The organism is Pedobacter sp. HDW13 (genome assembly GCF_011303555.1).
Taxonomy (GTDB): Bacteria; Bacteroidota; Bacteroidia; order Sphingobacteriales; family Sphingobacteriaceae; genus Pedobacter.
Window position 1 is genome coordinate 4547385 of record NZ_CP049868.1, and the last position, 23356, is coordinate 4570740.

Sequence of the window (23356 nt, forward strand, 5' to 3'; positions counted from 1 at the left end):
TTTTTATATTGGTTATGTGGTTTGATCTAAAATAAAGATTATTTGCAAAAAAGAAATCGCCGATAGATGATTTAAATGGCTATAACCCGAATTGGCCAAAGGTTGGCCACAATAAGTTTGTTTAACAGAGAAATGGACATTGGTCTATATAGCAAAGAATAAATAATCCCACCTTCATATGTATGTTTGTTTAGTTGAAACTTTACAAATTAAGTCCTAAAGCGGTAATAAAAATTTAACTTTATCATCTAATTATTAAATGATATTGTCTTAATTTTATACATTGCGAAATATTACTGCATATTAGATTGATTTTTTAAGATTCTATGAAACCGCATTTACTTAATGTATCTACTAATTCGGTAGATTCTTTTAGTGCCCGAAGGGATATTATGCCAGATGTAAACAACCTGTGGCATTATCATTCTGCCTTAGAGTTAATTTATATCAAAAAAGGGCGGGGGACACAATTTATTGGCGACAGCATTAAAAATTTTAATGATGGCGATGTTGTTTTACTCGGAAGTAATTTGCCGCATTACTGGCGCTTTGATCCGGAGTTTTTCGAAACTAGCGATGGGGAACCGGTTGATGTTTATGCCGTACATTTTAAGGAAGAGTTTTTGGGTAAGGATTTTCTTAACCTGCCCGAGAACCAGGAAATAAAAAGAATTTTTGCCCAGGCAAAGCAGGGGATTAAACTACAAGGAGCTGCCAAAGAGAAAATTGCGGTTTTGATGCCTCAGATAATCGAAGCTACAGGCACCATGAGGATTATCAGGTTGCTGGAGGTGTTAACGGTAATTGCCAATTGCAGTGAAAAAAACATTCTGGTTTCTCTTGGCTTTAAACCTAATTTTCTGGAGAACGAAAAAGACCGCATCCAATCTATTTATAATTATACCATCAGCAACTACAAAAAGAAAATCGAACTAAAAGAAATTGCGGCCGTGGCTAAGATTAGTCCGAACTCTTTTTGTAAATTCTTTAAAACCAAAAGTAGAAAAACCTACACCCAGTTTCTTAACGAGATCAGGGTGGGGCAGGCTTGTAAATTGCTTATCGAAAACGATTTAACCGTGAAGGAAATCTGTTACGATTGTGGCTTTTATAACTTTACAAGTTTTCATAAATATTTCAGGGAAATAACCGGAAAATCGCCGTTAAAATATCAGCAGGCTTTTTCTAAGCAATAAAACAACGGGATCATTATTGCAAAGTCAATTTTGCTTTCGTTAATGTTTTGACAGGGCAAGCCTGACAAATTTAATGATCTGCTACACTTACCTCGCCTGAAATTTATCGCGGTATTGGGTAGGTGTCATACCAACCGATTTTCTAAATACTTTTCTGAAAGCTTTAGGATCGTTGTAGCCAGAGTTATAAATTACCTCAGTCATTTGCTGTGCCGTTTGCTCCAGTAATTTTTTTGCGGCTTCTATACGCGTTTGTTGCAGGTACTCAATAGGCGTAATGCCAATTACCTGCTTAAAGCGACGCACAATGTTCCTTCTGCTTGATGGAATATCTTTAATCATCTCTTCAATGGTGGCCACATCCTGGTAATTATTTTCTATTTTTTCCTGTGCAGAGGCTACAATATCATCGTTATGGTGCCGTATAGGCTGAAAAGTGCTAAAATACAATTGGTTTACACGGTCCATATCAATGGCAAAAATTTTAGCAACTTTAATAGCCATTTCTTTTCCGCAATGGATTTGTAAGAGGTGCAGCAACAGGTGGAAAGTAGAAGTTGCCCCACCACTGGTAAACAGTTTGCCATCTTGTGTTACCGTTTTATCGGCCTTTAAATGCACCAAAGGGAATGCGGTAGAAAATGCCGTGCAAGCATCGACATGTGTTGTAGCTGCCCTGCCATTTAGCAGACCCGATGCTGCAAGCAAAAATGCACCTGTGCAAAATGTGGCAATTTCTGCCCCCTTACGATGTTGTAAATTTAGCCATGGCAGGTAATGCCTGTTTTCTGCAATACTTGCTGCCATATCGTTGGTAGAAAAAGATGGAATCAAAATCAAATCAAGCGGCAGTACATTTTCTATCGAAATAGACGGATGCTCGCTAAAATTGTAGTTTTTGTCATCCAGTGTAACTAAACTAATGGCAAAAGGTGTTTCAAGATTATCTTTTCTGTAAAAGCCATTTACGGTATCAAAAACGTCTAAAATGGCAGCTATACTCAATAACCTGAAGTTCTTGGGCATTAATACACCAACTTGTATCATTTGGTAAAATTTAGGTTCTGCGTACAAGATAGAAAAAAAATGTCTGAAATGCCCCTCAATATTGACTTTTACGGCAAGGGTAGGTGGTTAAATAAAGCATTAACTTTATACTTATAATCAACCTAATAACAATAACATGAAAACAAAACCAATAAGTAACAGGATGTATGGCATTATGGTGTTGTACGAAATGCAAACCGATTTTTTATTAAGGGCTTTGGCTGGAATTGATGAAAAAGATGCCCTGAAAAGATTAGATACCAAGGCTAACCACCTCGCCTGGATAACCGGTAGTGTGGTAGATGGCAGGTATTTCCTGGCTAAATATTTTGGCATTGAGCTTAAATCAGCAACGGGCGAACTTTTTGTCGATCATAAAGGGATTATAGATGATGCAGTTTACCCTTCTTTAGCAGATTTTAAGACAGACTGGGCACAGATTTCGCCTTTATTACAGGATGCACTTACCAAGGCTACAGATGAAAAGCTCGACGAGCAATTAGAAATGCCAGGCATGGAAATGACCCTTTATGAGATGATCAGTTTTAATACCTACCGCGAAGCCAATTGCATCGGGCAAATTGCACTCTGGCGCAGGCTGCTCAATTATCCTGGAATGAATTATATGTAAACTATGGAAAAGGTAATTAAAGAAGCCGATGGTACTTTATCGGCATTGGAAAATCTGCTTTCAAATTTTAATGCACAGCAGGTTAATCAAGTGCCTTTTCCCGGCAGCTGGACGGCGGGGCAACTAGCTCAGCACCTGATTATGGCTAATGGTGGTTTTGTAGAGGTAATTAACGGGCCAACCACAGAAACCAATAAGCCAGCCGATATTATGGTAGAAAGGATAAAGGCTGATTTTTTGAATTTCAATACCAAATTTGATTCGCCGGAATTTATTTATCCAAAAAACAAGGAATACGACCAGACCGAATTACTGGCGAAATTAAAGCAGATTCGAAAAAACGTTGTAGATGTGGTTACTACATTAGACCTCACTAAAACCTGTACAGCATTCGAGCTGCCTGTTTATGGATTTTTAACCCGCCTTGAAGCCGCTTATTTTATTATTTATCATACGCAACGGCATACGCAGCAGTTAAAAAATATTTATAGTAAATTAGATACTGCCGATTTTAACTAAATTTATGAGAAATCAAAAGCTTGATCTATTAAATCCATATATTGGTAAATGGCAAACAGAGGGGCGCACAAAAACAGGTGATGTAATTAGTGGCACCGATTGTTACCAGTGGGTTGACGGCGGTTTCTTTTTAACGCACCATGTTGACGTAAAGTTTAATGAAAGGGAAATCAGGTCGTTGGAAATTACCCACTACGATGATATGGATGATGTTTTCAGATCTCAGTCTTTTGGTAATGATGGGATTATTTCGATCGCTACGCTAAAGATAATCGACGATATTATTTTAATATTTGGAGATAATGAAAGGTTTAAAGGTAATTTTAAAACCAATACCATCGAAGGATTGTGGGAGCGTTTTGATGGTGAATGCTGGATGCCCTGGATGGATATTACATTAACAAAGTTAGCCGGTGAATAATAATAACCCGCGTGTATGGCAATGAAAAAGAACCTGCTTTCAGGTAAAAGCGAAGTGGATGAGTACATGCTTAAATTAATACATCCCTATAAACAGGAGGTAGAAAAACTAAGAACTATTATCACCAACGCAAATCCGCTAATGCAGGAAAGAATAAAATGGAATTCGCCAAGTTTTTATTGTCTTAAAGATTTTGCAGCTTTTAATTTAAGGGCTAAAGGGTATGTACAGATCATCTTTATTTTTTACGATGAAAATATGATCGAAGACCCCTCATTTTTACAGGGCAATTGGAAAGACCGGCGTGAAGCCAGATTTTACGGGATGGACGACATTGAAGCAAAAAGACCAGCGCTTGAGCAATTTGTTAACAACTGGATTGAATTAATAAATAAACCAAATAATAATTAACCTTCCCGAAAGGGATTTAACAACAACAAAACAATGGCATCAGTTAACACGTATTTAAATTTTAATGGTAATACCGAAGAAGCATTTAACTTTTACAAATCAGTTTTCGGTGGGGAGTTTGCAGTGGTGCAGCGCTTTAAAGATTCGCCGGGGTGTGAAGGAATGGCAGTGGGCGATCAGGAAAAAATAATGCATATCGCATTGCCGATTGGTGGAAATGTACTAATGGGAACTGATATTACCGATCCTTCGCCTGCATCTACTTTTGGAACCGGTATCTCACTTTCTGTTGATGCGGCTACTGAAGAAGAAGCACATCAGCTTTTTAATGGCCTTTCAGCTGGAGGTACTGTAACCATGGAATTACAAAAAATGTTCTGGGGCGCTCTTTTCGGCATGGCAACCGATAAATTTGGAATCCAGTGGATGGTTAACCACGATTATAAGGAAAAATAAATCTGATAAAATTGCCACGGATGCACAGATTAACACGGAGTGTTTCTGTGTTTTCTTTGTCTCCGTGGCTTAAAAAAAATAATATGCCGTTGTGGCAAAACTAAACAGTCACCTAAAAACTTATGATATGAAAATTGCAGTTATTGTTGTACGCGTGCTTTTAGCCGCCATGTATTTATTTGCGTCGGTAAGTTATTTTCTTCATTTGATGCCAAAGGCGCCAGAAATGACACCCGCGCAAACTACCTTTATGACGGGACTGATGGCATCGGTGTATCTTTTTCCGTTACTTAAAATTACAGAATTAATTGGGGGCTTATTGCTGCTTATCGGAAGAACAGCACCCCTGGCTGCGATAATTATTTTCCCGGTTACCCTGAATATTTTTCTGTACCATGCATTTTTAGGACCAAAAGATTTACCTATGGTTGGCGTAATGCTTCTCTTTAATATTTTCTTGTTTTATGCTTACCGCCAAAAGTATTTGCCTATCGTTTCTAAGTAAATTTTAAGGGATCTAAAACTTTCTTATACTTTTTCGCTTTATTTAGTGTTTCCTGTAAAGTCAAATTATTATCTTTAAAAACTAACTAGAAAAAAATATGAGAAAGTTCCCATTTTTAATGCTGCTGTTATTAGCAGTTTCATTTTCTGCTTTCGCACAAAATAAAGATGCAATTATCGGCAAATGGCTTAATCCATCGGGAGAGGGGCAAATTGAGATTTACAAAAAAGGCGATAAATACTATGGAAAGTTAGCCTGGATGAAAGAGCCGAATCTAAACGGTAAACCTAAATTAGATGCTAAAAATCCTGATGAAAACTTAAAGAAACGCGCATTGTTAAACCTCGAAATCTTAAAGGATTTTGATTATGATGGCAGTAAATGGACAGATGGTACAATCTACGATCCGAAAAGTGGTAAAACATACAGCTGTAACCTGAGTCTAAAAAGTACCGATGTATTAAATGTTAGGGGCTATGTTGGTATTTCGCTTTTAGGCAGATCGGAAACTTTTAGAAGGGTTAAATAAATTTTATACATGAAAAAATTACTATGGTGCCTGTTAATGGCACCTTTTTTTTGCGTTGCACAATCGTATTCGGTAAAACCTTTGAATGAAAGTGCCAAAACCAGCTTGCGCGGTTTGAGTGTGGTTTCTGATCAGGTAATCTGGGTAAGTGGAAGCAATGGCTCGGTGGGTAAAACTACTGATGGCGGTGCAACCTGGAAGTGGTTAAAACCGAAAGGCTACGAAAAAATCGATTTCAGAGATATTGAAGCTTTTGATGACCGGCAGGCAATTATTGTCGGTATCGCATCTCCGGCCTATATTTTAAAAACAGTTGACGGTGGCGAAACCTGGACCGAAAATTATAAAAACGTAGATTCAGCTATATTTCTGGATGGTTTGGGTTTTTGGGACAAGAATAAAGGCATTATTTTCGGCGACCCGATTAACGATAAAATGTCCTTGTTAAAAACAACCGACGCAGGTAAAACCTGGTTGGATGTCTCTACGAATTTAAAACTTCCGCTGGCAAAAGGCGAGGCTGGTTTTGCGGCCAGTGGTACAACGATTAAAACCTTACCAGGCGGTAGAACCTGGGTTGCAACAGGAGGAACAGTTTCTAATATTTACTTTTCGCCTGATTACGGAGAAACCTGGCAGGTTTTTAAATGCCCGATTTTACAAGGCGGAAATAGCACTGGCCCCTTTTCAATAGACTTCCTTAACGAAAAAACAGGTATAGTTGTGGGGGAGATTATTTAAAAGACAAAGAAAATTCTAATAACGTATTGTTAACTAATGATGGCGGTAAAACCTGGCAGAAACCTGCAACGCCGGTATTGGGTTTTCGGTCGGCAGTAACCTATATCAACTCAAAAACCCTAGTAGCTACAGGAACCTCAGGAACAGATATCTCCACTGATGGTGGCCAAAACTGGAAACACATTTCGGATAAAAGTTTTAATGCAGTTCAAAAAGCTAAAAAAGGTAAGCAAGTTATTTTAGCCGGCGAAAAAGGATCGGTTTATCAGTTGGTATTTTAGATCGTCATTTCGATCTGATAGCTATCGGATCGAAATGACGATTATTTATACAAGAAATCAGCCTAGTTTCTGCTTAAACAAATCAATTGTACGTTGCCAGGCCAATTTTGCGGCGGCCTCGTTATACCTCGTAGGCGAGGTGTTGTTGTTAAAAGCATGGTTTACGCCATCGTAGATATAAAGTTTATAATCGATATGGTTTGCTTTTAAAGCCGTTTCGTATGCAGGGATACCAGCATTAATGCGTTCGTCTAAACCACCGTAATGGAGCATTACACTTGCTTTGATCTTTGAAACATCGGCTGCATTTGGTTGGGCACCGTAGTAAGCCACAGCAGCTTGTAACTTCGGATCGTTAACGGCTAATTTGTTAGCCATACCGCCGCCCCAGCAAAAGCCCATACAGCCTACTTTACCATTACCATCTTTACGCTGGCGTAAATAATCCAATCCTTTTAAGTAATTCTGCAGGTTTTTTTCAGCATCCAGTTTACCAATTAGCTCACGGCCTTTATCTTCATCTGCAGGGGTTCCACCAAATGGCGAAAGTGCATCAATACCAAGGGCCAGGAAACCCTCGGCAGCTACCCGTTTGGTAACATCAATAATGTGTGGGTTTAAACCACGGTTTTCGTGGATAACCAAGACGCAGCCCAGCTTCTTTTTACCTTTTGGTTTGGCTAAAACAGCTTTCATTTCTCCCTCAACGCCCGGATAGCTAATGTTTTCAACTTCAATATCATCGCCTGTGAAATCGGCCGCTGCTACATAATTGTTTTCGAGCAGGGGCAAAATGGTTGCCGCTAAAGCGGTACTGCCGGCAAGAATGGCCAGCTTTTTCATGAAATCTTTTCTGTTTATCTGACTGTGGGTGTACGCATCGTACAGGTTGATTATTTTCTGGTCCATCTTGTTGGTTTTGAATAACTATACAAGATAAATAAGCCTTCTGGAATTTGAGCAAGCCTTGCCTAAAAGTTACAATACAGCGCTTCCCATTTTTTGATGAACCCAACACGTTGTTTTACATACCGTGGCGTTAAAAAAATGTTCGACCAGTCGTCGTAATTATCGTAAAAGAATTTCAAAAAGAAGATATGGAAACAAATGCCCAGATAGGGGATTGCAGCTAATTCATCGCTGCTTAAAGGCCTTACCTGCTGATAAGCTCGTAAAAAGACATCAAAATCTTTTTCAGCCTGCTCTTTAGTGGTTAACTGATTAATCTGGTGGAAAAAGTAATGGTTCAGGAACGACATGTGGTCGTTAATCAGGAAACCCTCGCCGGCAAAATCGAAATCAAAAAAGGTAATCCTTCCCCTTTCATCAAAATGAAAATTCTTTGGGAAGAAATCGTAATGGCAATAACCGGTACTAAATTTAGCAGTATCGAAAGTTTCGAATTTTTTTACCACCTTACCTGCAACCTGGCTCAGGTATTCATATTCCTCGGGCATGGTTTCAAAATGCGGTGCCAAAACCCTCAGCGGTTCAAATAAAGTGGTTTCGAAATTAAATACAGGTCGCGGGTTTTTAAGTTTTACTACCGAAGTAGTTTCGTGGAGTTTGGCAATGTCTTTACCTAACTGGATGAGTTGTTCATTTTCCAGCTCATGAATAACCATTCCTTCTGCAAAGGAGAATAAAACACCATTCCTTAATCCCTCAATGGCATTAAATTGTTGAATTTGCTTACCCTCGCGATCTGTAAAAGGGTAAGAAACCGAATTGCCATTGGCTTTCAGTAAATTAAGGAGCTCAACTTCTGCCTCAATTTCGTTTCTTTTCCGGTGCGCATCGCGGTAAATTTTAAAGATATATTTCTGCTTTTCATTTTCCAGAATATAAGTATCACTAACATTTCTAATCAGCAAGCGGCAGGTTGTGGCCTGATCGAGATCGTATGCCTCAATTAAATAATCTTTTAAAGCTGCGGCAGATAAGGTGGAGTATTGTGCAGGGAAAACGTTTTGCATAAAATGGCGTTGGGATTTTCAAATATAAATTTTCAAAGCGAGATCTAAATCATTAATTAAGATTACCTTACCAAACTTAGGCACGTTGTTATAAGATTAAACCAATCTGGTGGAAAAAATATTTGATTGCCTTATCGATAGTTTTATCGAAGATAAAGTAGGAATTGCCGAGAATTTCCTAAACGTTTCATTAGCTGCCCACCTTAAAAATAACCTGACCAGGTTATTCGAAAATAAAGCACTTTTAAATGCTGGTGTTGGTAATAGTGCAGTTATCAATCAGGATAAATTAATCAGGAGCGATGTAATTTACTGGTTAGACAGAAAACATCAGAACAAACATGAAAATGATTTCTTTGATTTGATGGACGAATTTGTGGAGTATTTGAACCGGACCTGTTATACTGGAATTACAGGTTATGAGTTTCATTACACGCTTTATGAGTCGGGTACATTTTATAAAAAACATATCGATCAGTTTCAAAACAATGGGAGTCGCCAATATTCGATGATTATGTATTTGAACGCCGATTGGAGGATAGAAGATGGTGGAGAATTACGCATTTATCACCAGGATGAAGAACAGGATATTGCGCCTAACAATGGTAAAAGTGTTTTCTTTAAAAGTTCAGATTTGGCGCATGAGGTTTTGCTTACCTATAAACAGCGCATGAGCATTACAGGCTGGCTTAAAATCGGTTAACGTTTAATCTTTAATATCGAGCAACTGTTTAATAATGCTCTTATAGTTTTTGCCAACTGATACCCTTTGTCCGTTTTTAAGAACGATGGTATTTCCTTCCAGATAACTGGCGTATTTTTTATTCAGGATGAAGGATTTATGGATCCGGATGAAATCATCGGCTGGCAGTTGCTCTTCAAAACTGCCCAATGTTCTGGGGGTGAGTAAATATTTGTGATCTTTCCAAACTTTCACATAATTCCCTAAACTTTCTAAAAATTGTATTTCATCCAGCTGCAACAAAATATGCTTTTTATCTGCTTTGATTGAAATTTGTCCATTGCGCTGCTGATCTGGGTTTATGGTTTCAACAGGAGCGCCAGATTGTTTTTTTAATTGTTGAAAGTTTAAAGCACGGTTAACAGCCATTAAAAAACGCTCTAACTTGAAAGGCTTTAACAGGTAATCGCAAACGGCAAGATCGAAACTCGCTAAGGCATATTCTTCATAAGCCGAAGTAATAATAACCTGTGGTTTGTGCTGCAGGGCACGCAGAAAATCGAGGCCGTTTAATTTGGGCATTCTGATGTCGAGAAAAATCAGGTCTACTTCCTGTTTACTTAAAAAATCCAATGCTTCTGTAGCCCGATAACAGTGCGCAGCAATTTCTACAAACGGAATATCTTTGGCATAAGCCACAATGATTTCGTGCGCAAGGGGTTCATCATCTACAATTAAGCAACGTAAACTCATGTAAATTGGAGTTTTAATTCGGCCTTAAAGATATTGCCAATCGTGCTAATATCCAAAGTATGCTTACCGGGATAAAGCAGTTCGAGCCTTTTCCGCAGGTTATCTATCCCAATCCCGCTATTGGGCCCTATCTCTTCAGGATCGAAAGAGTTTTCTGCACAAAAAGTTAAGGTTTGTGTGTTGCTGATTAATGATAATTTTAGGCTTGCTTCTCCATCGGCAGGCTCAATGCCATGTTTAAAAGCATTTTCGATAAACACAACCAGTAAAAGCGGGGCAATTTCAACCTGATCGTTGCTAACCTGCTTTACAAATTCAAAATGTAGTGTTTTGCGCAACCTGATTTGCTGCAACTGGATATAATCCGTAATGTAATCCAGTTCCTGTGCCAGTTTAACCGTTTTTTCTTTCCCTTTGTAAATGGTGTAGCGCATCAGTTCCGATAACTGTAGTATGCTTTCGGGCGTTTTATCCGATTTTTGCAGGCTCAGGGCGTACAGATTATTCAGGGTATTGAAAAAGAAATGCGGATTGAGCTGCTGTTTCAATAAATCGAGTTCGTTTTGCGATTTTTCTTTTTCTAAAGAAAGGATAATGTTATTCTGTTTGCCCCATTGCAGGGCCAATACCACGGGTAAACTGATAAGCATTATGGCAAAAGCACCAAAGGCATTTTCCAGTTCGAAAGGATTGGCTTCGAATATGCTTCTGCCAAATACAGTATTAATGGGTAATAAAATAAGGAGTTGTGCCAGCAAGGGATAAAGTAGGGCAACGGTAGCCGATACGCTTAACAAATAGATTAGCAAGCCTTTTTCTTTCAATATTTTAGGAACAAGCCAACGGCTATTGATGAAAAAAAGGAGGTAACCACACAAATACATAATTAAAAACTGAGAGAAAAAGCTCAGGAAAGCCCCAAAATTGTGTAGCAATTGCCTGATATTAAATTCAAAACCAATAAGCCAGAAGCCTTCTCTTTGATAAACCGGATTGTTTAAACTCGATACCGCCATTATAGAAATACTTAATGCGATTAAAACGATAGAAATAAGTACGGCGTTTTCCAAACCAATTTTCTTTATCCATTTGATATGTTGCACTTTTTTCTGATAATATTGGTTAAGGATGAGCAAAAGCTCGAGTGTTAATGCACCAATAGCTGTAGTAAGCTTATCCGATAAATCGACCGGTTCGGTTTGAAACTGAGTGGCCAGCAACGTAAAAACGGGCAAAAGTATCAAAAAGCAACCGCACCAGTAAAGGATGTACTTTTTGTTGGAGAGTTTTTCCTTTAAAGCCTGTTTAAAAAAAGAAAACATAAGTACAGGCAATAAGCAAAAGCCCAAAGTTAAAATGCAGGTAGCATAAGTAAGCCAAACAGCTGTATGCTGATCGTAGCAGTTGCATATGGCTACCCAAAGTAACAGCCCTGTAAATATGAAAAAGTCCTGGTGTTTATAGTTGGGATTGAAATTTTTTGTATTGGGCATGGTTACGATATAGAAAAGCCTGTTAAAATTAGAAAAGACATTGAAACCATTAAAATATTAATGACGAAGGGCTGGTTTTTGGTGATGAAAGGAAGGAAAGGCATAAAATCAGGTCTAAAGGATGGCTCCTCGTTCTTTCGTCATCACTTTTGTTGCCTTCATCACTTAAATGTGGAAATCAATTTTGGTGAGGTTAATTTGCGGCCATTCTGAAGTTAAAATTCTATGGTACGACTTAAAATACAGCAACTTATAAAAACTTATGGCAATGGCGTAAAAGCACTTGATGAGGTAAGTTTAAATATCCCTAACGGCATGTTTGGTTTATTAGGCCCAAACGGTGCCGGCAAATCGTCGCTTATGCGCACCCTGGCTACCTTGCAGCTGCCCGATAGCGGACAAATCCATTTTGATGGAAACGATGTGTTGCAGAACCCACAGGAAATGCGCAATAAACTGGGCTACTTGCCGCAGGATTTTGGCGTTTATCCTAAAATTTCGGCTGTTGATTTATTAACGCACCTGGCTGTTTTAAAAGGACTGCCCAATACTAACGATCGTAAAGAACAGGTGCTGTCGTTATTGCAGCAAACCAATTTATTCGAGGTGAGAAAAAGATCGGTGGGAACCTTTTCAGGTGGTATGAGACAACGTTTCGGCATTGCACAGGCGCTGTTAGGTAATCCGCAATTGATAATTGTTGATGAGCCGACAGCAGGATTAGACCCACAGGAACGTAACCGTTTTCATGATTTGTTAAGTGAAATAGGCACTGAAAGGGTGGTGATTCTTTCTACACATATTGTAGAAGACGTGAACGACCTATGCCCCGAGATGGCTGTAATGGCCGATGGGAAGCTGATTTTGCAGGGAAAACCTGCCGATCTGACTAAAAACCTGGGCGGAAAAATCTGGAGAAGGGTGATTACCAAAGCCGACCTCGATCAGTATGCTACAGCTTTCGATGTGATTTCGACCCGGATTATTGCCGGCCAGTTAAATGTTTTTGTATTATCGGCTCAACTACCTACAGCAGGATTTGAGCCGGTTTACCCCGGCCTTGAAGAAGTTTATTTTACAGCTTTATTTGGGATAAAAGGCAAAAGGGAGGCTGTAGTATGATTGCTGCATTACTGAAATTTGAACTGAAGTATCATTTTAACCAGATGGCCTTCAAAATAGGGGCAATTCTGTTTCTGGTTTTGGGTATGGTTTGCGTAGCCAAGGGAGGTTTTGGTACCGATGAGGTACACAAGAACTCTCCTTATGTAATTACCAATATCATAGCCTTACTCTCCTTGTTTTCTATATTTTCGAGCACGCTTTTTAGTGCCAACGTAGTGCTTAGAGATGCCATGTACAAAATTGAATCGGTTATATTTACCACTGCTATTACCAAACCTGTATATTTTGTGGTAAGGCTTTTGGGCTTACTTATTGCGGTTTTTACCTTACTGCTCCTGGTTGCCATTGGCATTTTTATCGGTACTTTCTTTGTGGGGGGCGATCAGCTGGGTGCTTTTAATATTGGCTATTTTTTGCATGCGCTTTTGGTGTTTGCTTTACCAAATGTTATTTTTTCGGCTGGTGCCTTGTATTGCACCAGCTTGTTAACCAAAAACGTGCGGGCCATTTACGTAGTGGGTGTGCTGATTTACATTTTGTACATGCTGGCTTCTATATTTGGAAACTCGCCCTTACTGGCTACATCTGCCTTAAAAGGCACCACACCCGATGCTTTGTCTATTCTTTTAGATCCATTTGGCCTGGCTTCGTTTTTCGGCGAAACCAGAACTTGGACAAGTGCACAGCGTAACGGGCAACTCTTTCCTTTAACCGGATTATTTCTGCTTAACAGGTTATTGTGGTTTACTTTTTCGGCTATACTGATGTGGCTAACGTACTGCATTTTTAACTTCAGGGTGCAGCGGCAAAAACAGGCAAAACAGCAAACAATCCCGACGGCAAAGGCTACTCTAATTCCCTTTAAACATTTAGAAGTTAAGCCAAATGGTTTGGGTTATCAACTGACGGCTTTAAAAGCACAATTTAAGCTCGAAATGATCAATCTGTTTAAGAACATTCCGGTTATGGTGATGCTTTTGCTTTGGGTGTTTCTTTTCGGAGTAGAACTGAAAGATGAACTTTTTAGCGGCGTGTACGGCATTCACAGCTATCCTGCAACCGGAATTATTGTAGAAGAAATACGGTCAATTAAATTTGCATTGATACTGATTATCTTTTATGCTGCAGAGAGTATAGCCAGAGAAAAATCGGTTGGTATCCACTCGTTAATTTACAGCACTCCTGTGCGCAGTTGGGTAATGTGGGCAGCTAAAAGTATGAGCCTTTTTGCATTGGTTTTTATCCTTGTTTCTTTAAATATAGGCATCGGCATTACTTTACAGCTAAGTCATGGTTATTTTCATATCGAATTGCCCCTTTACTTTTCTTTATATTATTACAGTGCGTTTCCCTTAATACTCTTTGTAGTGCTTATTGTGTTTATTCAAAATTTGAGCAGCAATAAATATGTAGGCATGATGCTGAGCATGGTTACTGTTTTTATCATGCTTTATGCCGATCGTTTTGGGCTGGAGCATTACCTTTTCCGTTTTGCAACTGTACCAGATTTGCTGCATTCGTACTTTAACGGGTTTGGATATTATGCAACTGCATTTAACTGGTATATGTTGTATTGGGCGGCCTTTGTAACCATTATTGCATTGCTAACCATTGGAATGTGGCAGAATAAGTGCGAAATAAAAGCTAAAAACAGGCTGAAGTCGGTAGGTCTGGTACTTAAGCAGCATAAATGGATCGCTATTTTCGCTTTGCTAACCTGGATTTCAGGTGGTGCATATATCTATTATGAAAGTAATGTAGTTAGCAGGTACCAAAATGCCAAAACCTGGTTAAACTGGCAACTGGCTTACGAGCAGCAATACAAAGCACTGGCCAATATGCCGCAACCTGTTATTAAATCAGTTAAAACCATTGTCGATTTATATCCGGATGAAGGGAAATATACTGTTAAAGGTACTTACCGCTTAAAAAATGAAACAGAGAAACCAATTTCGAAAATATGGATTAGCCTGAACCCCCAGGTAAATTTGTTTGCTGTTGATATTGCCGGAGCGAAGAAAGGCGAGGTAGATGAAAAATTTAAGCAACAGTTTATTACTTTAAACAGCCCTTTGTTACTGGGCGATACCATTAAGATGAGTTTTATCCTCACTGTTTTCAGAAATGGTTTTACTCCTTTTGATAAAGAAAATTCGATAGTAAAGAATGGTAGCTACATTGAACTGGAGAAATTTGTACCACATCTGGGCTACAGTTATAATTTTGAAAGCGATGATAAGCGCTCCCGCAAACAATATGGCTTGACAGAAAAACCCGTTGAGCAAACATTTAGCAGGAACTACGAACTGATTGATTTTGAAACAACCATTTCTACCAATCACGATCAGCAGGTACTTACAGTTGGTGAATTACAAAAAAGCTGGCTTGCCAATAACCGGCGCTATTTCAGCTATAAAACACCCTTGCCTGTAAATTTTATGTTTGCGTTAAGTTCGGCACAGTATGAAGTTAAACAAGAGCAGTACAAAGGTGTTGCCTTAAGTATTTATTATCAGCAAGGGCAGGAATATAACCTAAGGCAAATGTTTAAGGGAATTAAAGATGCATTGGATTACGGAAATGAACATTTTGCAAAGTATCCCCTAAAACAACTTACCCTTGCCGAAATTCCACAATACAAAGGGGCGGCAACGGCTTATCCGGGGATTATCTTTAGTGCAGAGAACATTAATTTTCTGGGTAATTTTAGTCAACAGGGCACTATAGATCACAGTTATGCCATTGCCGGACACGAAACCGCGCACCAATGGTGGGCCAATAAATTGGCTCCGTTTGGTGGACCTGGCTATGCTATGCTTACCGAATCGCTGGCTAAATACACCGAAAATGTATTAATGGAAAAAGCTTTTGGTAAAATGTACCTGCGGCAATATCTCGATTATGATAACCGCCTCTATTTCTTAAACCGCAACAATACCGAAAAAGAATTGCCATTGGCAAAAACACTGGATCAGGCTTATGTAAACTACCAGAAGGGCGGCATAAACATGTACGCGGTTAAGGAGTTAATGGGCGAACAGAAATTCAACGCAGTATTGAAACAGCTGATTGCTGATCATGCCTATCCAAAACCAAAAGCTTCGGCTTCAGACCTGGTTAATGCCTTATTAAAAGAAGCTTTACCTGCACAAAAGAAATTTATCGACGATTGTTTCAACCAGGTGGTAACCTATGATCTTGGCTTGAAAGTACAACAATGCACTTTACTTAAAAATGGAAAGTATCAACTCGAACTTTTGGTAAATGCCGAACGTTTAAGTGCCGGCCCTAAACAATTGCCCGATCTGGAAGTTGAAATTGGTTGTTTTAATCAGCCTGAGCAAGATTGGAGGGTAGAAACCAGGCCTTTTTCTTTGCAGAAGTATCACATTAGCCAAAACCAAACCAGGCTAATACTAATTGTTGACCGTAAACCTAAAACGGTGGCCATAGACCCTTACCGGTATTTGCTTGATGCAGATAAAAGTGATCATGCGGTGGAAGTGAAGTAATACAGGATTCAGCCAGCTGTTAGATAGAAACTCTGTCCTTAGTGTTAAGCGCAGCGTCACTACGGATTATTGAAAGAATGAGTTTTTAAACTCAATAAAAGAACGAGTCAGAGACTCTTTTCTATTCATCATCCGTAGAGCCCTTCGGAACTCTACGGACAGCAAGGGAACTTTACAGACAGGTTGGTCTGCAATTGTTGTGGCAACTTTTACGCACATCAGAAAACTGCCACAAAAATCCTTAGCACCTTTAGGAGCTCTTCGGATAAATACAGACGATTAGATAAATCTAGGTAGTTCTAAAATGCTTGGGTGTACATTGCATCTGGCGTTTAAAAAAGATGTTGAAATTGGCCGGATATTCAAAGCCCAGACAGTAAGCAATTTGTGCGATGTTCCATTCGGTATGTTTCAGCAAGGCTACAGCTTCTGTTGTTACCCGTCTCGAAATATGTTCGGAGGTAGTTTTGCCGGTAACTTCTTTTACGGCATGGTTTAAATGGTTTACATGCACCAGTAATCGGCAGGCAAAATCGTGTGCTGTTTTTAATTCGAGTATTTGCTCGGTAGAGCCAATAGGAAACTGTCTTTCCAGTAATTCGATAAATAAGGCAGTTAAGCGTACCGAGGCGTTATTTTGTTTCAGTAATTCGCCTTGTGGTTTTACTTTTAAAGCTTCGTGAACAATGAGTTGTACATAATTTCTCAGCAAATCATATTTGTGGATGTAATCACCATCCATCTCTTTCATCATTTTTAAGAAAATGTCGGTCAATACGACTTCCTGCTCTTCGTTGATGTGGATAACCGGACTATCGTTAATGCGCCAGAGTAACGAATCGCGCAGGGTTTCGTTGCGGTTATGGATAAAGTTTTCGGTAAACAGGCAAAAGTAGCCCGCAGGCTTTGGCGAAGTGCTTTCCCAGGAGTATGGAATATTGGGGTTGGTAAACAACAAGGCACGCCCCTTTATTTCAATCTCGGCATCGGGGTAATGTAATATCCCATTGCCAATAATTAAAGAAATCTTATAAAAATCTCTCCGGCTAAAAACCGAAGGCACATTGGTACAAACTGTAGTTCGGTTAAAAACGTTAAAGTGCCCAATGTCGTTAATCATCCCTAAGCTAGGCGTAGGAATTTCGGGACGGTTGATTTTTAGTTTATTGTAAAAATCCTCCAGGGTTTCGTTTTTCTGGAGGGTAGAAAGCTCCTGGTTTTTGGTTAACATACTGTAAGTGCTTATATCGTAAAGTTATGGTTTAATCGCCATTCCTTCGTGCATTTCTTCTGTAGGTTCTGCAACTAATTTGTCACCTTCAGCCAAATCGCCAAATACCTCAACACGGTCGTCTGTTTCGCGGCCTTTTTTAACCTCAACTTTTACTGCTTTATTGTTTTGCACTTTTAACACAAATAAACCTTCGCTGGTATCTAACAATGCTTTTTTGTTGATGATAAAAGTACTGGCATTGGCTGGTATCGGAATGCTTACTTCGGCTACCATGCCCGGTAACAATATTTTGCTGGCATTGGGTACGTCCATTTCAATACGTTCGGCGCGCAAGCGTAAATCTAAAGCTCCCGATAAGCGTTTCACTTTTGCTTTAAATATTTGGCTGGGTAAAGACTTAACAGTAAAACTGATTTCGTCGCCCGCTTTCAGGTAACCCGTATAAATTTCGGGGATTGATACCGCTAAACGCAGGTTTTTCTGATCCTGCAAAGTAAAAATAGGCAAATCAGAACCTTTGCCCGATGGACCTACATAAGCCCCTAAATTTACATTCCTGGCAGAAATAATACCGCTAAACGGTGCACGGATGGTAAGGTAATCCTGTACAGAACCAACCTCTTTATAAGCTGCCTTTGCAGCCTCGAGCTGCGCCAAATCGGCGTTCTTTTTCGCCATGGCCTGATCGAGATCGTTGGTAGAAATGGTCCCCGGTGTTTTACTGGTTTCGTACAAACGGTTATAGTTGGCCTTGCTGGCAGTGTAAATGGCTTCCTGGGCTTTAACACGCGATTGGCTGGCCGAAAGTTGCGAGTTCAATTCGGGCGCATCGAGGGTCATTAACAGCTGGCCTTTGCTTACCTCCGAACCGATATCTACCTTTAGTGTACGCACAAAACTGCTTACTTTGGCATATAAATCTACCTGTTGCAATGCAATTAATTCGCCCGGTAAGCTCAGTTTAGTAGATAATTTTTCTTTTTTAAGGTCGAATGTGGCAATAACCGGGGCTTGTTCTTTTTTTACTTCTCCCTTTGATTCGGCATGGCCACAACCATAAATAGCCGTGAGTAACAGGAAACCTGCACTTAATAAACCTGTTGAAAATAGCTTGGTATTCATTTGTGATGATTTTATTCGTTTTCTTCTAAACCTTTAATGTAATGGATGCTGTCTTTATCTTCCGGATCGAGCGACATCGAATCGGTAGTTTGCTTGCCTTGTACCCAGGCAAAAACCAGTGGTAAAATAATAAGTACAGCAAATGTTGAAGCCAGCAAACCGCCAATTACCGCCCTGCCCAGTGGCGAAACTGCCCCGCCGCCTTCTCCGTGGCCAATAGCCATCGGTAACATACCCGCAATCATGGCAATACTCGTCATAATGATGGGACGCAAACGTAAGGCTGCGGCTTCGCGGGCTGATTGGAGCGCATTTCCATTGTGTTTTCTCAACTGTTCTGCATTGGTAATCAGTAATACCGCATTGGCAATAGATACCCCAACCGACATGATAATACCCATGTACGACTGCAGGTTTAGGGTAGAGCCTGTAATGGTTAAGAGCAATAAAGAACCCAAAATAACTGCAGGTACCGTGGCTAAAATTACCAGGGGCACTTTAAACGACTGGAAATTGGCTGCCAGCATTAAAAATATCACTACAATGGCCACAAACAAGCCCGATTGTAAACTATCCAGCGTATCGGTAAGTACTTTGCTCATGCCAATGGCAGCAACATTTAAACCTCTTGGCAGTTCGCCTACACCTTTAATCGCTTTTTCTACATCTTTGGTGGCAGTGCCCAAATCAGTATGGTAAAGGTTTGCAGTAACCGATAAGAAAGGCATAGCGCCAATATTGTCGTTTTCGCCGGCAGTAGTATCGGGTGTAATCTTCGCTACATCGCTCAATACAGGTCTGGCCGAATTTTTCAATAAAGGTATTTCCCCAATATCATCTTTACTGGCCATCTGGTTTAAGGGCACCTGCACCTGAACATTGTAAGGTAAAGCCGCTTTTTCATCCAGCCAGATATTTTTATCGGTGTAACGCGATGATGAAGTAGAGGCAATCAGCGACCTCGAAATGTCGGCCATATCAATCCCAATTTGTGCCGCACGGGTTCTGTCGATTTCGATATTCAATGAAGGGTATTTAATGGGTTGTGCAATCTGAACATCGCGCATGTAAGAAATTTCTTTCAGCTCGGCCACAATTTTATTGGCGTATTGCGCATTCAGCTTTTTGTTTTTGCCCGAAATACGCACCTCTACCGGTGTAGGAGAGCCCTGGCTCAATACTTTATCAGTCAGTTCTATCGGTTCGAATGATAATTTAACATCGGGTAACAGTTGTTTAATTTTTGTCCTGAACTGGTCCTTAAAATCATCCATATCAGCTTCGTAATCTTTTAAGCTTACCTGAAATACAGCTTCGTGCGGGCCAGCCATGAACTGATAAATCGGGTTTACCGAAAACTGTGCAGGGTGTTGCCCCACAAAAACCGAAGATATGCTTACATGTTCTGCACCAACCATTTTTTTAAGTTCGGCCAAAACTACGTTGGCTTTTTCTTCGGTACGCTCCAAACGCGTTCCATCGGGTGCGCGCAAACGCAACTGGAACTGGCTCGAGTTAACGCGTGGTAAAACATCGCGACCTATATTAACCAGTAAAAGGGCTGCTAAACCAATAATAACCATCAGATAAGTTAACACGACAGGTTTCTTATATGGCAATATACGGTCGATAAAGCGCATAAAACGATTACGGAAACGATCGAAAACCCCAATTTTGCCATTGCCACTAAAATCTTCGCGCTCCACCAATACCCTTTTTTGGTTTAGGGTATCTTTTTCCGATTCGAGGGTAATGCCGGTAGCTTTAAAATCAGCTTCATCCTGCGTAATGCCCGGATGGTGTTCGTTACCTTTTTTCGGGTGCGCAATCATCAGCCAGTTGGCCATAATGGGGACAAAAGTTTGCGAAAGCAAGAACGAAACAATCATCGAAAATCCAATGGCCAGTGCCAGGGGTAAAAATAAAGCCCCCGGTATGCCCGACATGGTTAAAGCTGGTGCAAAAACAGCGAGGATACAAAACAGGATCAGTAATTTAGGGAAAGCAATTTCCTTACAGGCATCCCAAATGGCCAGCGCTTTGGGTTTTCCCATATCAAAATGTTGATGTATATTTTCTATCGTAACGGTCGATTCATCTACCAGGATACCAATGGCTAAAGCCAGTCCGCTTAGTGTCATGATGTTGATGGTTTGCCCGAATAATTTCAGGAACAAAACGCCGGCAATAATGGATGTTGGGATGGTGAGGATTACAATCAGTGCCGCACGCTTATCGCCAAGGAAGAGTAAAACCATCAAACCCGTTAAAATTGCGCCGATAGCACCTTCGCTGATCAGACTTTTTACTGCATTAATTACATAAACCGACTGATCGAACTCGTACGAAAGCTTTACATCCTCAGGTAAGGTATTTTGAATGTTGGGTAAGTTTTTCTTTAAGTTTTTTACCACATCCCAGGTAGAGGCATCGCCTGATTTTGCAATACTTAAGTACACTGAGCGCTTACCATTAACTAAAGCATAGCCGGCCACCAAATCGGCACCATCTTTAACGGTAGCTACATCGCGGAGCTGTAAATTCTGTACACTGCCTTTAAACAGGGGAATGTTCTCAAAATCTTTAACTTTTTTAATGGTATAGTTGGTAGGTGTAAGGTAGTTTTTATCGCCAATGCGCACATTACCTGATGGAGCAGTTTGGTTATTGAGGCGGATGGCTTCAACCACCTGATCGACCGTTAAGTTGTGCGAACGCAGTAATGAGGGATTAACATTAATTTCTATCGTACGCGGACTACCACCAAAAGGGGCTGGAGACAGCAAGCCCGGAATAGATGAGAAGCTGGGGCGCACATAAGTGTTGGCCAAATCCTGCAGTTCGTTGTTGGTGCGGATAGGGCTGCTCAACACCAGCTGACCAACAGGAAGCGAAGAGGCATCGAAACGGATTACGAAAGGCGGTTGCGAACCCGGCGGGAAAATGGCCTGTGCCCGCGTAGAGAGCGCGCTCAGCTCGGCTGCGGCCTGGGCCATATTGGTGCCTTCGTAATAGGTAAGTTTCATGAGCATTAAGCCTTGCGTATTTTTGGTTTCGATACTTTTGATACCGTTGGCAAAAAGCAGGATGTTTACATACTGCTTGCCGAAATATGCTTCCATTTGATCGGGCGTATAACCACCAAAAGGGTGGGCAATGTAAATTACCGGCAGGTTCATTTGCGGCAGGATATCAACCTTAACCTGGTTGATGGCTCCTATACCAAAAAAGAACAGCCCGGCAACTAAAACCAGTATGGAAATGGGTTTGCGGAGTGCGAAACGTATTAAATTCATGTATTGGGGCAGATTAAAATTCGTTGATAAATAGGTCGTAGTTGCCAAGAGCTGCCGATTTTAACAGCAAAGCCTGCCAAACATTGGTATAGGCAATATCGCGGTCGGTTTCGGCGCGGTTGAGTGTAAAAAGTGCCTGGGTTAAATCAACCATGGTGGTTAAGCCATTCTTATATAAGGTGCTTTTTTGCAGGTAGGCATCCGAAGCGGCCTTTACCTGTACAGGTGCTTCGCGGTAATTGGCCATGGCATTGGTGAGTTTGGTTTCTGCCAGTGCCAGCTGGGCTTTTAATTGCTGATCGACCAGGTTGTATTCTGCTTTTAAGCCCTCGCTAATGTATGCCTGCGCGCGTACCTGGGGACGGTTTTTAAGCAAGGTAGAGAGGTTCCACGTTATTCCTATGCCAATCAAATAGTTACCCCTGGTTGGGTTGATCCCATCCAAATAGCTCGATGAAAAGGCAGTCTGATCTAAAGCATAACCCGAACTAAAACCCGAACCACGGCCCTGCATTACACCAAATAAAGAAAGGGTAGGGTAATAAAGTTTCTTAAAATAATTGCCCTGTTCCTCACTTACCGCGATCCGGTTTTGGTAAAACTTTAAAAGCGGGTGGGCACTGTTAATGCTATCGCCTAGCAGATTTTTTGGAATGCGTGTAATCGATGCAGTATCTAAATCGTAAGTGGTGGCGGTTAGCCCCATTAAAACGCCTAAGCGGTTGGCTTGTTCCTGCTCTAAATCTTTGGCCTTGGTTAAGGCAATTTTAGCATTCGAAACTTCGGCTTTGGCCAGCGATGAATCTACTCCGGCAATCAAGCCGTTTTTAGCCCTGATTATAGCCGTATTTTGAAAGGTAATGGCACGGTCTAAATTCTTTTGCTGCGATTTGGTTAAGCGTTGTGCAGCCAGTAAATTAAGGTATGCTGCAGAAACGCGGATTTCCTGCTGAAATTTTTCCTGCTCCAGGTCGTTTTTATCCCGGTTGTAGGTAGCACTGGCAATTTTTACCCTTTCCTTAATTTTTCCGAAGGTGAAGAAATCCCAGTTAATGTTGGCCAGGTAAAGTGCACCAAAGGCCGCATTCCAGTTTTGCTTATCGAGCGCGGGCCCTGCCGATGCTGTACCCAAACCACCAAAGCCATACTGTGGGCCATTTTGGCCGTTAATGGTGCCGTAATCTTGCTGCGCACTAAGACTAAAATTGGGTAGGTATTCTCTTTTGGCTAGCTGGATGATTGATTTGGATGCATTTGCATAACTATCTTTAGCTTTAATGGTGCCGTAATTGGTTAAGGCCGTATTAACAGCCTGTTTTAAGCTGAGTGTTTGGGCATTTGCACCCGTGTACACATTAATAAATAGGAATAACGATAGTAGAAATAAAGATATACGATACATAGTGTATAATTTACACGGCAAATG

The 23356-nt window shown here is 40.5% G+C and carries 22 protein-coding genes; 13 read left to right on the top strand and 9 right to left on the bottom strand.

What is annotated here, in order from left to right; genetic code table 11:
- The first annotated feature begins 326 nt into the window (after window positions 1-326).
- Complete coding sequence (locus G7074_RS19305; protein WP_124559654.1) at window positions 327-1196, top strand: AraC family transcriptional regulator; 870 nt, start codon at window positions 327-329, stop codon at window positions 1194-1196.
- 87 nt (window positions 1197-1283) lie between these two features.
- Here the strand turns inward: G7074_RS19305 and G7074_RS19310 are convergent, their stop codons facing one another.
- Window positions 1284-2243: a GlxA family transcriptional regulator gene (locus tag G7074_RS19310; protein ID WP_166210659.1), complete on the bottom strand. Its 960-nt coding sequence runs from the start codon at window positions 2241-2243 to the stop codon at window positions 1284-1286.
- A gap of 136 nt (window positions 2244-2379) precedes the next feature.
- On the opposite strand from G7074_RS19310, the gene G7074_RS19315 reads away from it, so the two are divergent.
- The 9 genes from G7074_RS19315 (at window position 2380) to G7074_RS27305 (ending at window position 6737) form a co-directional block, all read left to right on the top strand.
- Window positions 2380-2874, top strand: a complete 495-nt coding sequence (locus G7074_RS19315; RefSeq protein WP_124559656.1) for a DinB family protein — start codon at window positions 2380-2382, stop codon at window positions 2872-2874.
- 3 nt (window positions 2875-2877) lie between these two features.
- Entirely contained in the window at window positions 2878-3393 is a 516-nt protein-coding gene (locus G7074_RS19320) for a DinB family protein (protein WP_124559657.1), read from the top strand.
- 4 nt (window positions 3394-3397) lie between these two features.
- Window positions 3398-3814, top strand: coding sequence for a hypothetical protein (locus G7074_RS19325; RefSeq protein WP_124559658.1), 417 nt, complete (start codon window positions 3398-3400; stop codon window positions 3812-3814).
- A gap of 21 nt (window positions 3815-3835) precedes the next feature.
- Window positions 3836-4225, top strand: a complete 390-nt coding sequence (locus G7074_RS19330; protein ID WP_233603848.1) for a DUF1801 domain-containing protein — start codon at window positions 3836-3838, stop codon at window positions 4223-4225.
- A gap of 33 nt (window positions 4226-4258) precedes the next feature.
- On the top strand, window positions 4259-4681 hold the full coding sequence (locus G7074_RS19335; protein ID WP_124559660.1) for a VOC family protein: 423 nt from the start codon (window positions 4259-4261) through the stop codon (window positions 4679-4681).
- A 127-nt stretch (window positions 4682-4808) separates the two neighbouring features.
- Window positions 4809-5186 (top strand): DoxX family membrane protein, encoded by a 378-nt coding sequence (locus G7074_RS19340; protein ID WP_166210662.1) that lies wholly within the window; start codon window positions 4809-4811, stop codon window positions 5184-5186.
- A gap of 97 nt (window positions 5187-5283) precedes the next feature.
- Entirely contained in the window at window positions 5284-5715 is a 432-nt protein-coding gene (locus tag G7074_RS19345) for a DUF2147 domain-containing protein (protein ID WP_124559662.1), read from the top strand.
- A gap of 9 nt (window positions 5716-5724) precedes the next feature.
- On the top strand, window positions 5725-6456 hold the full coding sequence (locus tag G7074_RS19350; RefSeq protein ID WP_240916353.1) for a YCF48-related protein: 732 nt from the start codon (window positions 5725-5727) through the stop codon (window positions 6454-6456).
- A 26-nt stretch (window positions 6457-6482) separates the two neighbouring features.
- Window positions 6483-6737, top strand: a complete 255-nt coding sequence (locus G7074_RS27305) for a hypothetical protein (RefSeq protein WP_240916354.1) — start codon at window positions 6483-6485, stop codon at window positions 6735-6737.
- A 57-nt stretch (window positions 6738-6794) separates the two neighbouring features.
- Here the strand turns inward: G7074_RS27305 and G7074_RS19355 are convergent, their stop codons facing one another.
- Complete coding sequence (locus G7074_RS19355) at window positions 6795-7646, bottom strand: dienelactone hydrolase family protein (protein ID WP_124559663.1); 852 nt, start codon at window positions 7644-7646, stop codon at window positions 6795-6797.
- Window positions 7647-7708: 62 nt separating this feature from the next.
- Window positions 7709-8713, bottom strand: a complete 1005-nt coding sequence (locus G7074_RS19360) for a phosphotransferase enzyme family protein (protein ID WP_124559664.1) — start codon at window positions 8711-8713, stop codon at window positions 7709-7711.
- A gap of 109 nt (window positions 8714-8822) precedes the next feature.
- On the opposite strand from G7074_RS19360, the gene G7074_RS19365 reads away from it, so the two are divergent.
- Window positions 8823-9416 carry a 2OG-Fe(II) oxygenase gene (locus tag G7074_RS19365; RefSeq protein ID WP_124559665.1) on the top strand — a complete coding sequence of 198 codons (594 nt, stop codon included), beginning with the start codon at window positions 8823-8825 and terminating at the stop codon, window positions 9414-9416.
- Between the two features lie 3 nt (window positions 9417-9419).
- Here the strand turns inward: G7074_RS19365 and G7074_RS19370 are convergent, their stop codons facing one another.
- The gene (locus tag G7074_RS19370) at window positions 9420-10148 is read right to left on the bottom strand and encodes a LytTR family DNA-binding domain-containing protein (RefSeq protein ID WP_166210665.1); all 729 of its coding nucleotides are present in this window, start codon (window positions 10146-10148) and stop codon (window positions 9420-9422) included.
- On the bottom strand, window positions 10145-11641 hold the full coding sequence (locus G7074_RS19375; protein WP_166210668.1) for a sensor histidine kinase: 1497 nt from the start codon (window positions 11639-11641) through the stop codon (window positions 10145-10147). Before G7074_RS19375 ends, G7074_RS19370 begins: the two co-directional genes overlap by 4 nt.
- A gap of 225 nt (window positions 11642-11866) precedes the next feature.
- Here G7074_RS19375 and G7074_RS19380 point away from each other — a divergent pair, with 225 nt between their 5' ends.
- Together G7074_RS19380 and G7074_RS19385 are read left to right on the top strand one after the other, a co-directional pair.
- On the top strand, window positions 11867-12763 hold the full coding sequence (locus G7074_RS19380; RefSeq protein ID WP_166210671.1) for an ABC transporter ATP-binding protein: 897 nt from the start codon (window positions 11867-11869) through the stop codon (window positions 12761-12763).
- On the top strand, window positions 12760-16278 hold the full coding sequence (locus G7074_RS19385; protein ID WP_166210674.1) for a M1 family aminopeptidase: 3519 nt from the start codon (window positions 12760-12762) through the stop codon (window positions 16276-16278). The genes G7074_RS19380 and G7074_RS19385 overlap by 4 nt, the downstream gene beginning before the upstream one ends.
- A gap of 289 nt (window positions 16279-16567) precedes the next feature.
- On the opposite strand, the gene G7074_RS19390 is transcribed toward G7074_RS19385, so the two are convergent.
- The 4 genes from G7074_RS19390 to G7074_RS19405 are packed head-to-tail and all read right to left on the bottom strand — an operon-like array spanning window position 16568 to window position 23332.
- Complete coding sequence (locus tag G7074_RS19390; RefSeq protein WP_124559670.1) at window positions 16568-17509, bottom strand: AraC family transcriptional regulator; 942 nt, start codon at window positions 17507-17509, stop codon at window positions 16568-16570.
- Between the two features lie 24 nt (window positions 17510-17533).
- Window positions 17534-18634 (bottom strand): efflux RND transporter periplasmic adaptor subunit, encoded by a 1101-nt coding sequence (locus G7074_RS19395; RefSeq protein WP_166210677.1) that lies wholly within the window; start codon window positions 18632-18634, stop codon window positions 17534-17536.
- 11 nt (window positions 18635-18645) lie between these two features.
- Window positions 18646-21930: an efflux RND transporter permease subunit gene (locus tag G7074_RS19400; RefSeq protein ID WP_166210680.1), complete on the bottom strand. Its 3285-nt coding sequence runs from the start codon at window positions 21928-21930 to the stop codon at window positions 18646-18648.
- A 13-nt stretch (window positions 21931-21943) separates the two neighbouring features.
- The gene (locus tag G7074_RS19405; RefSeq protein ID WP_166210683.1) at window positions 21944-23332 is read right to left on the bottom strand and encodes a TolC family protein; all 1389 of its coding nucleotides are present in this window, start codon (window positions 23330-23332) and stop codon (window positions 21944-21946) included.
- Window positions 23333-23356 lie beyond the last annotated feature (24 nt).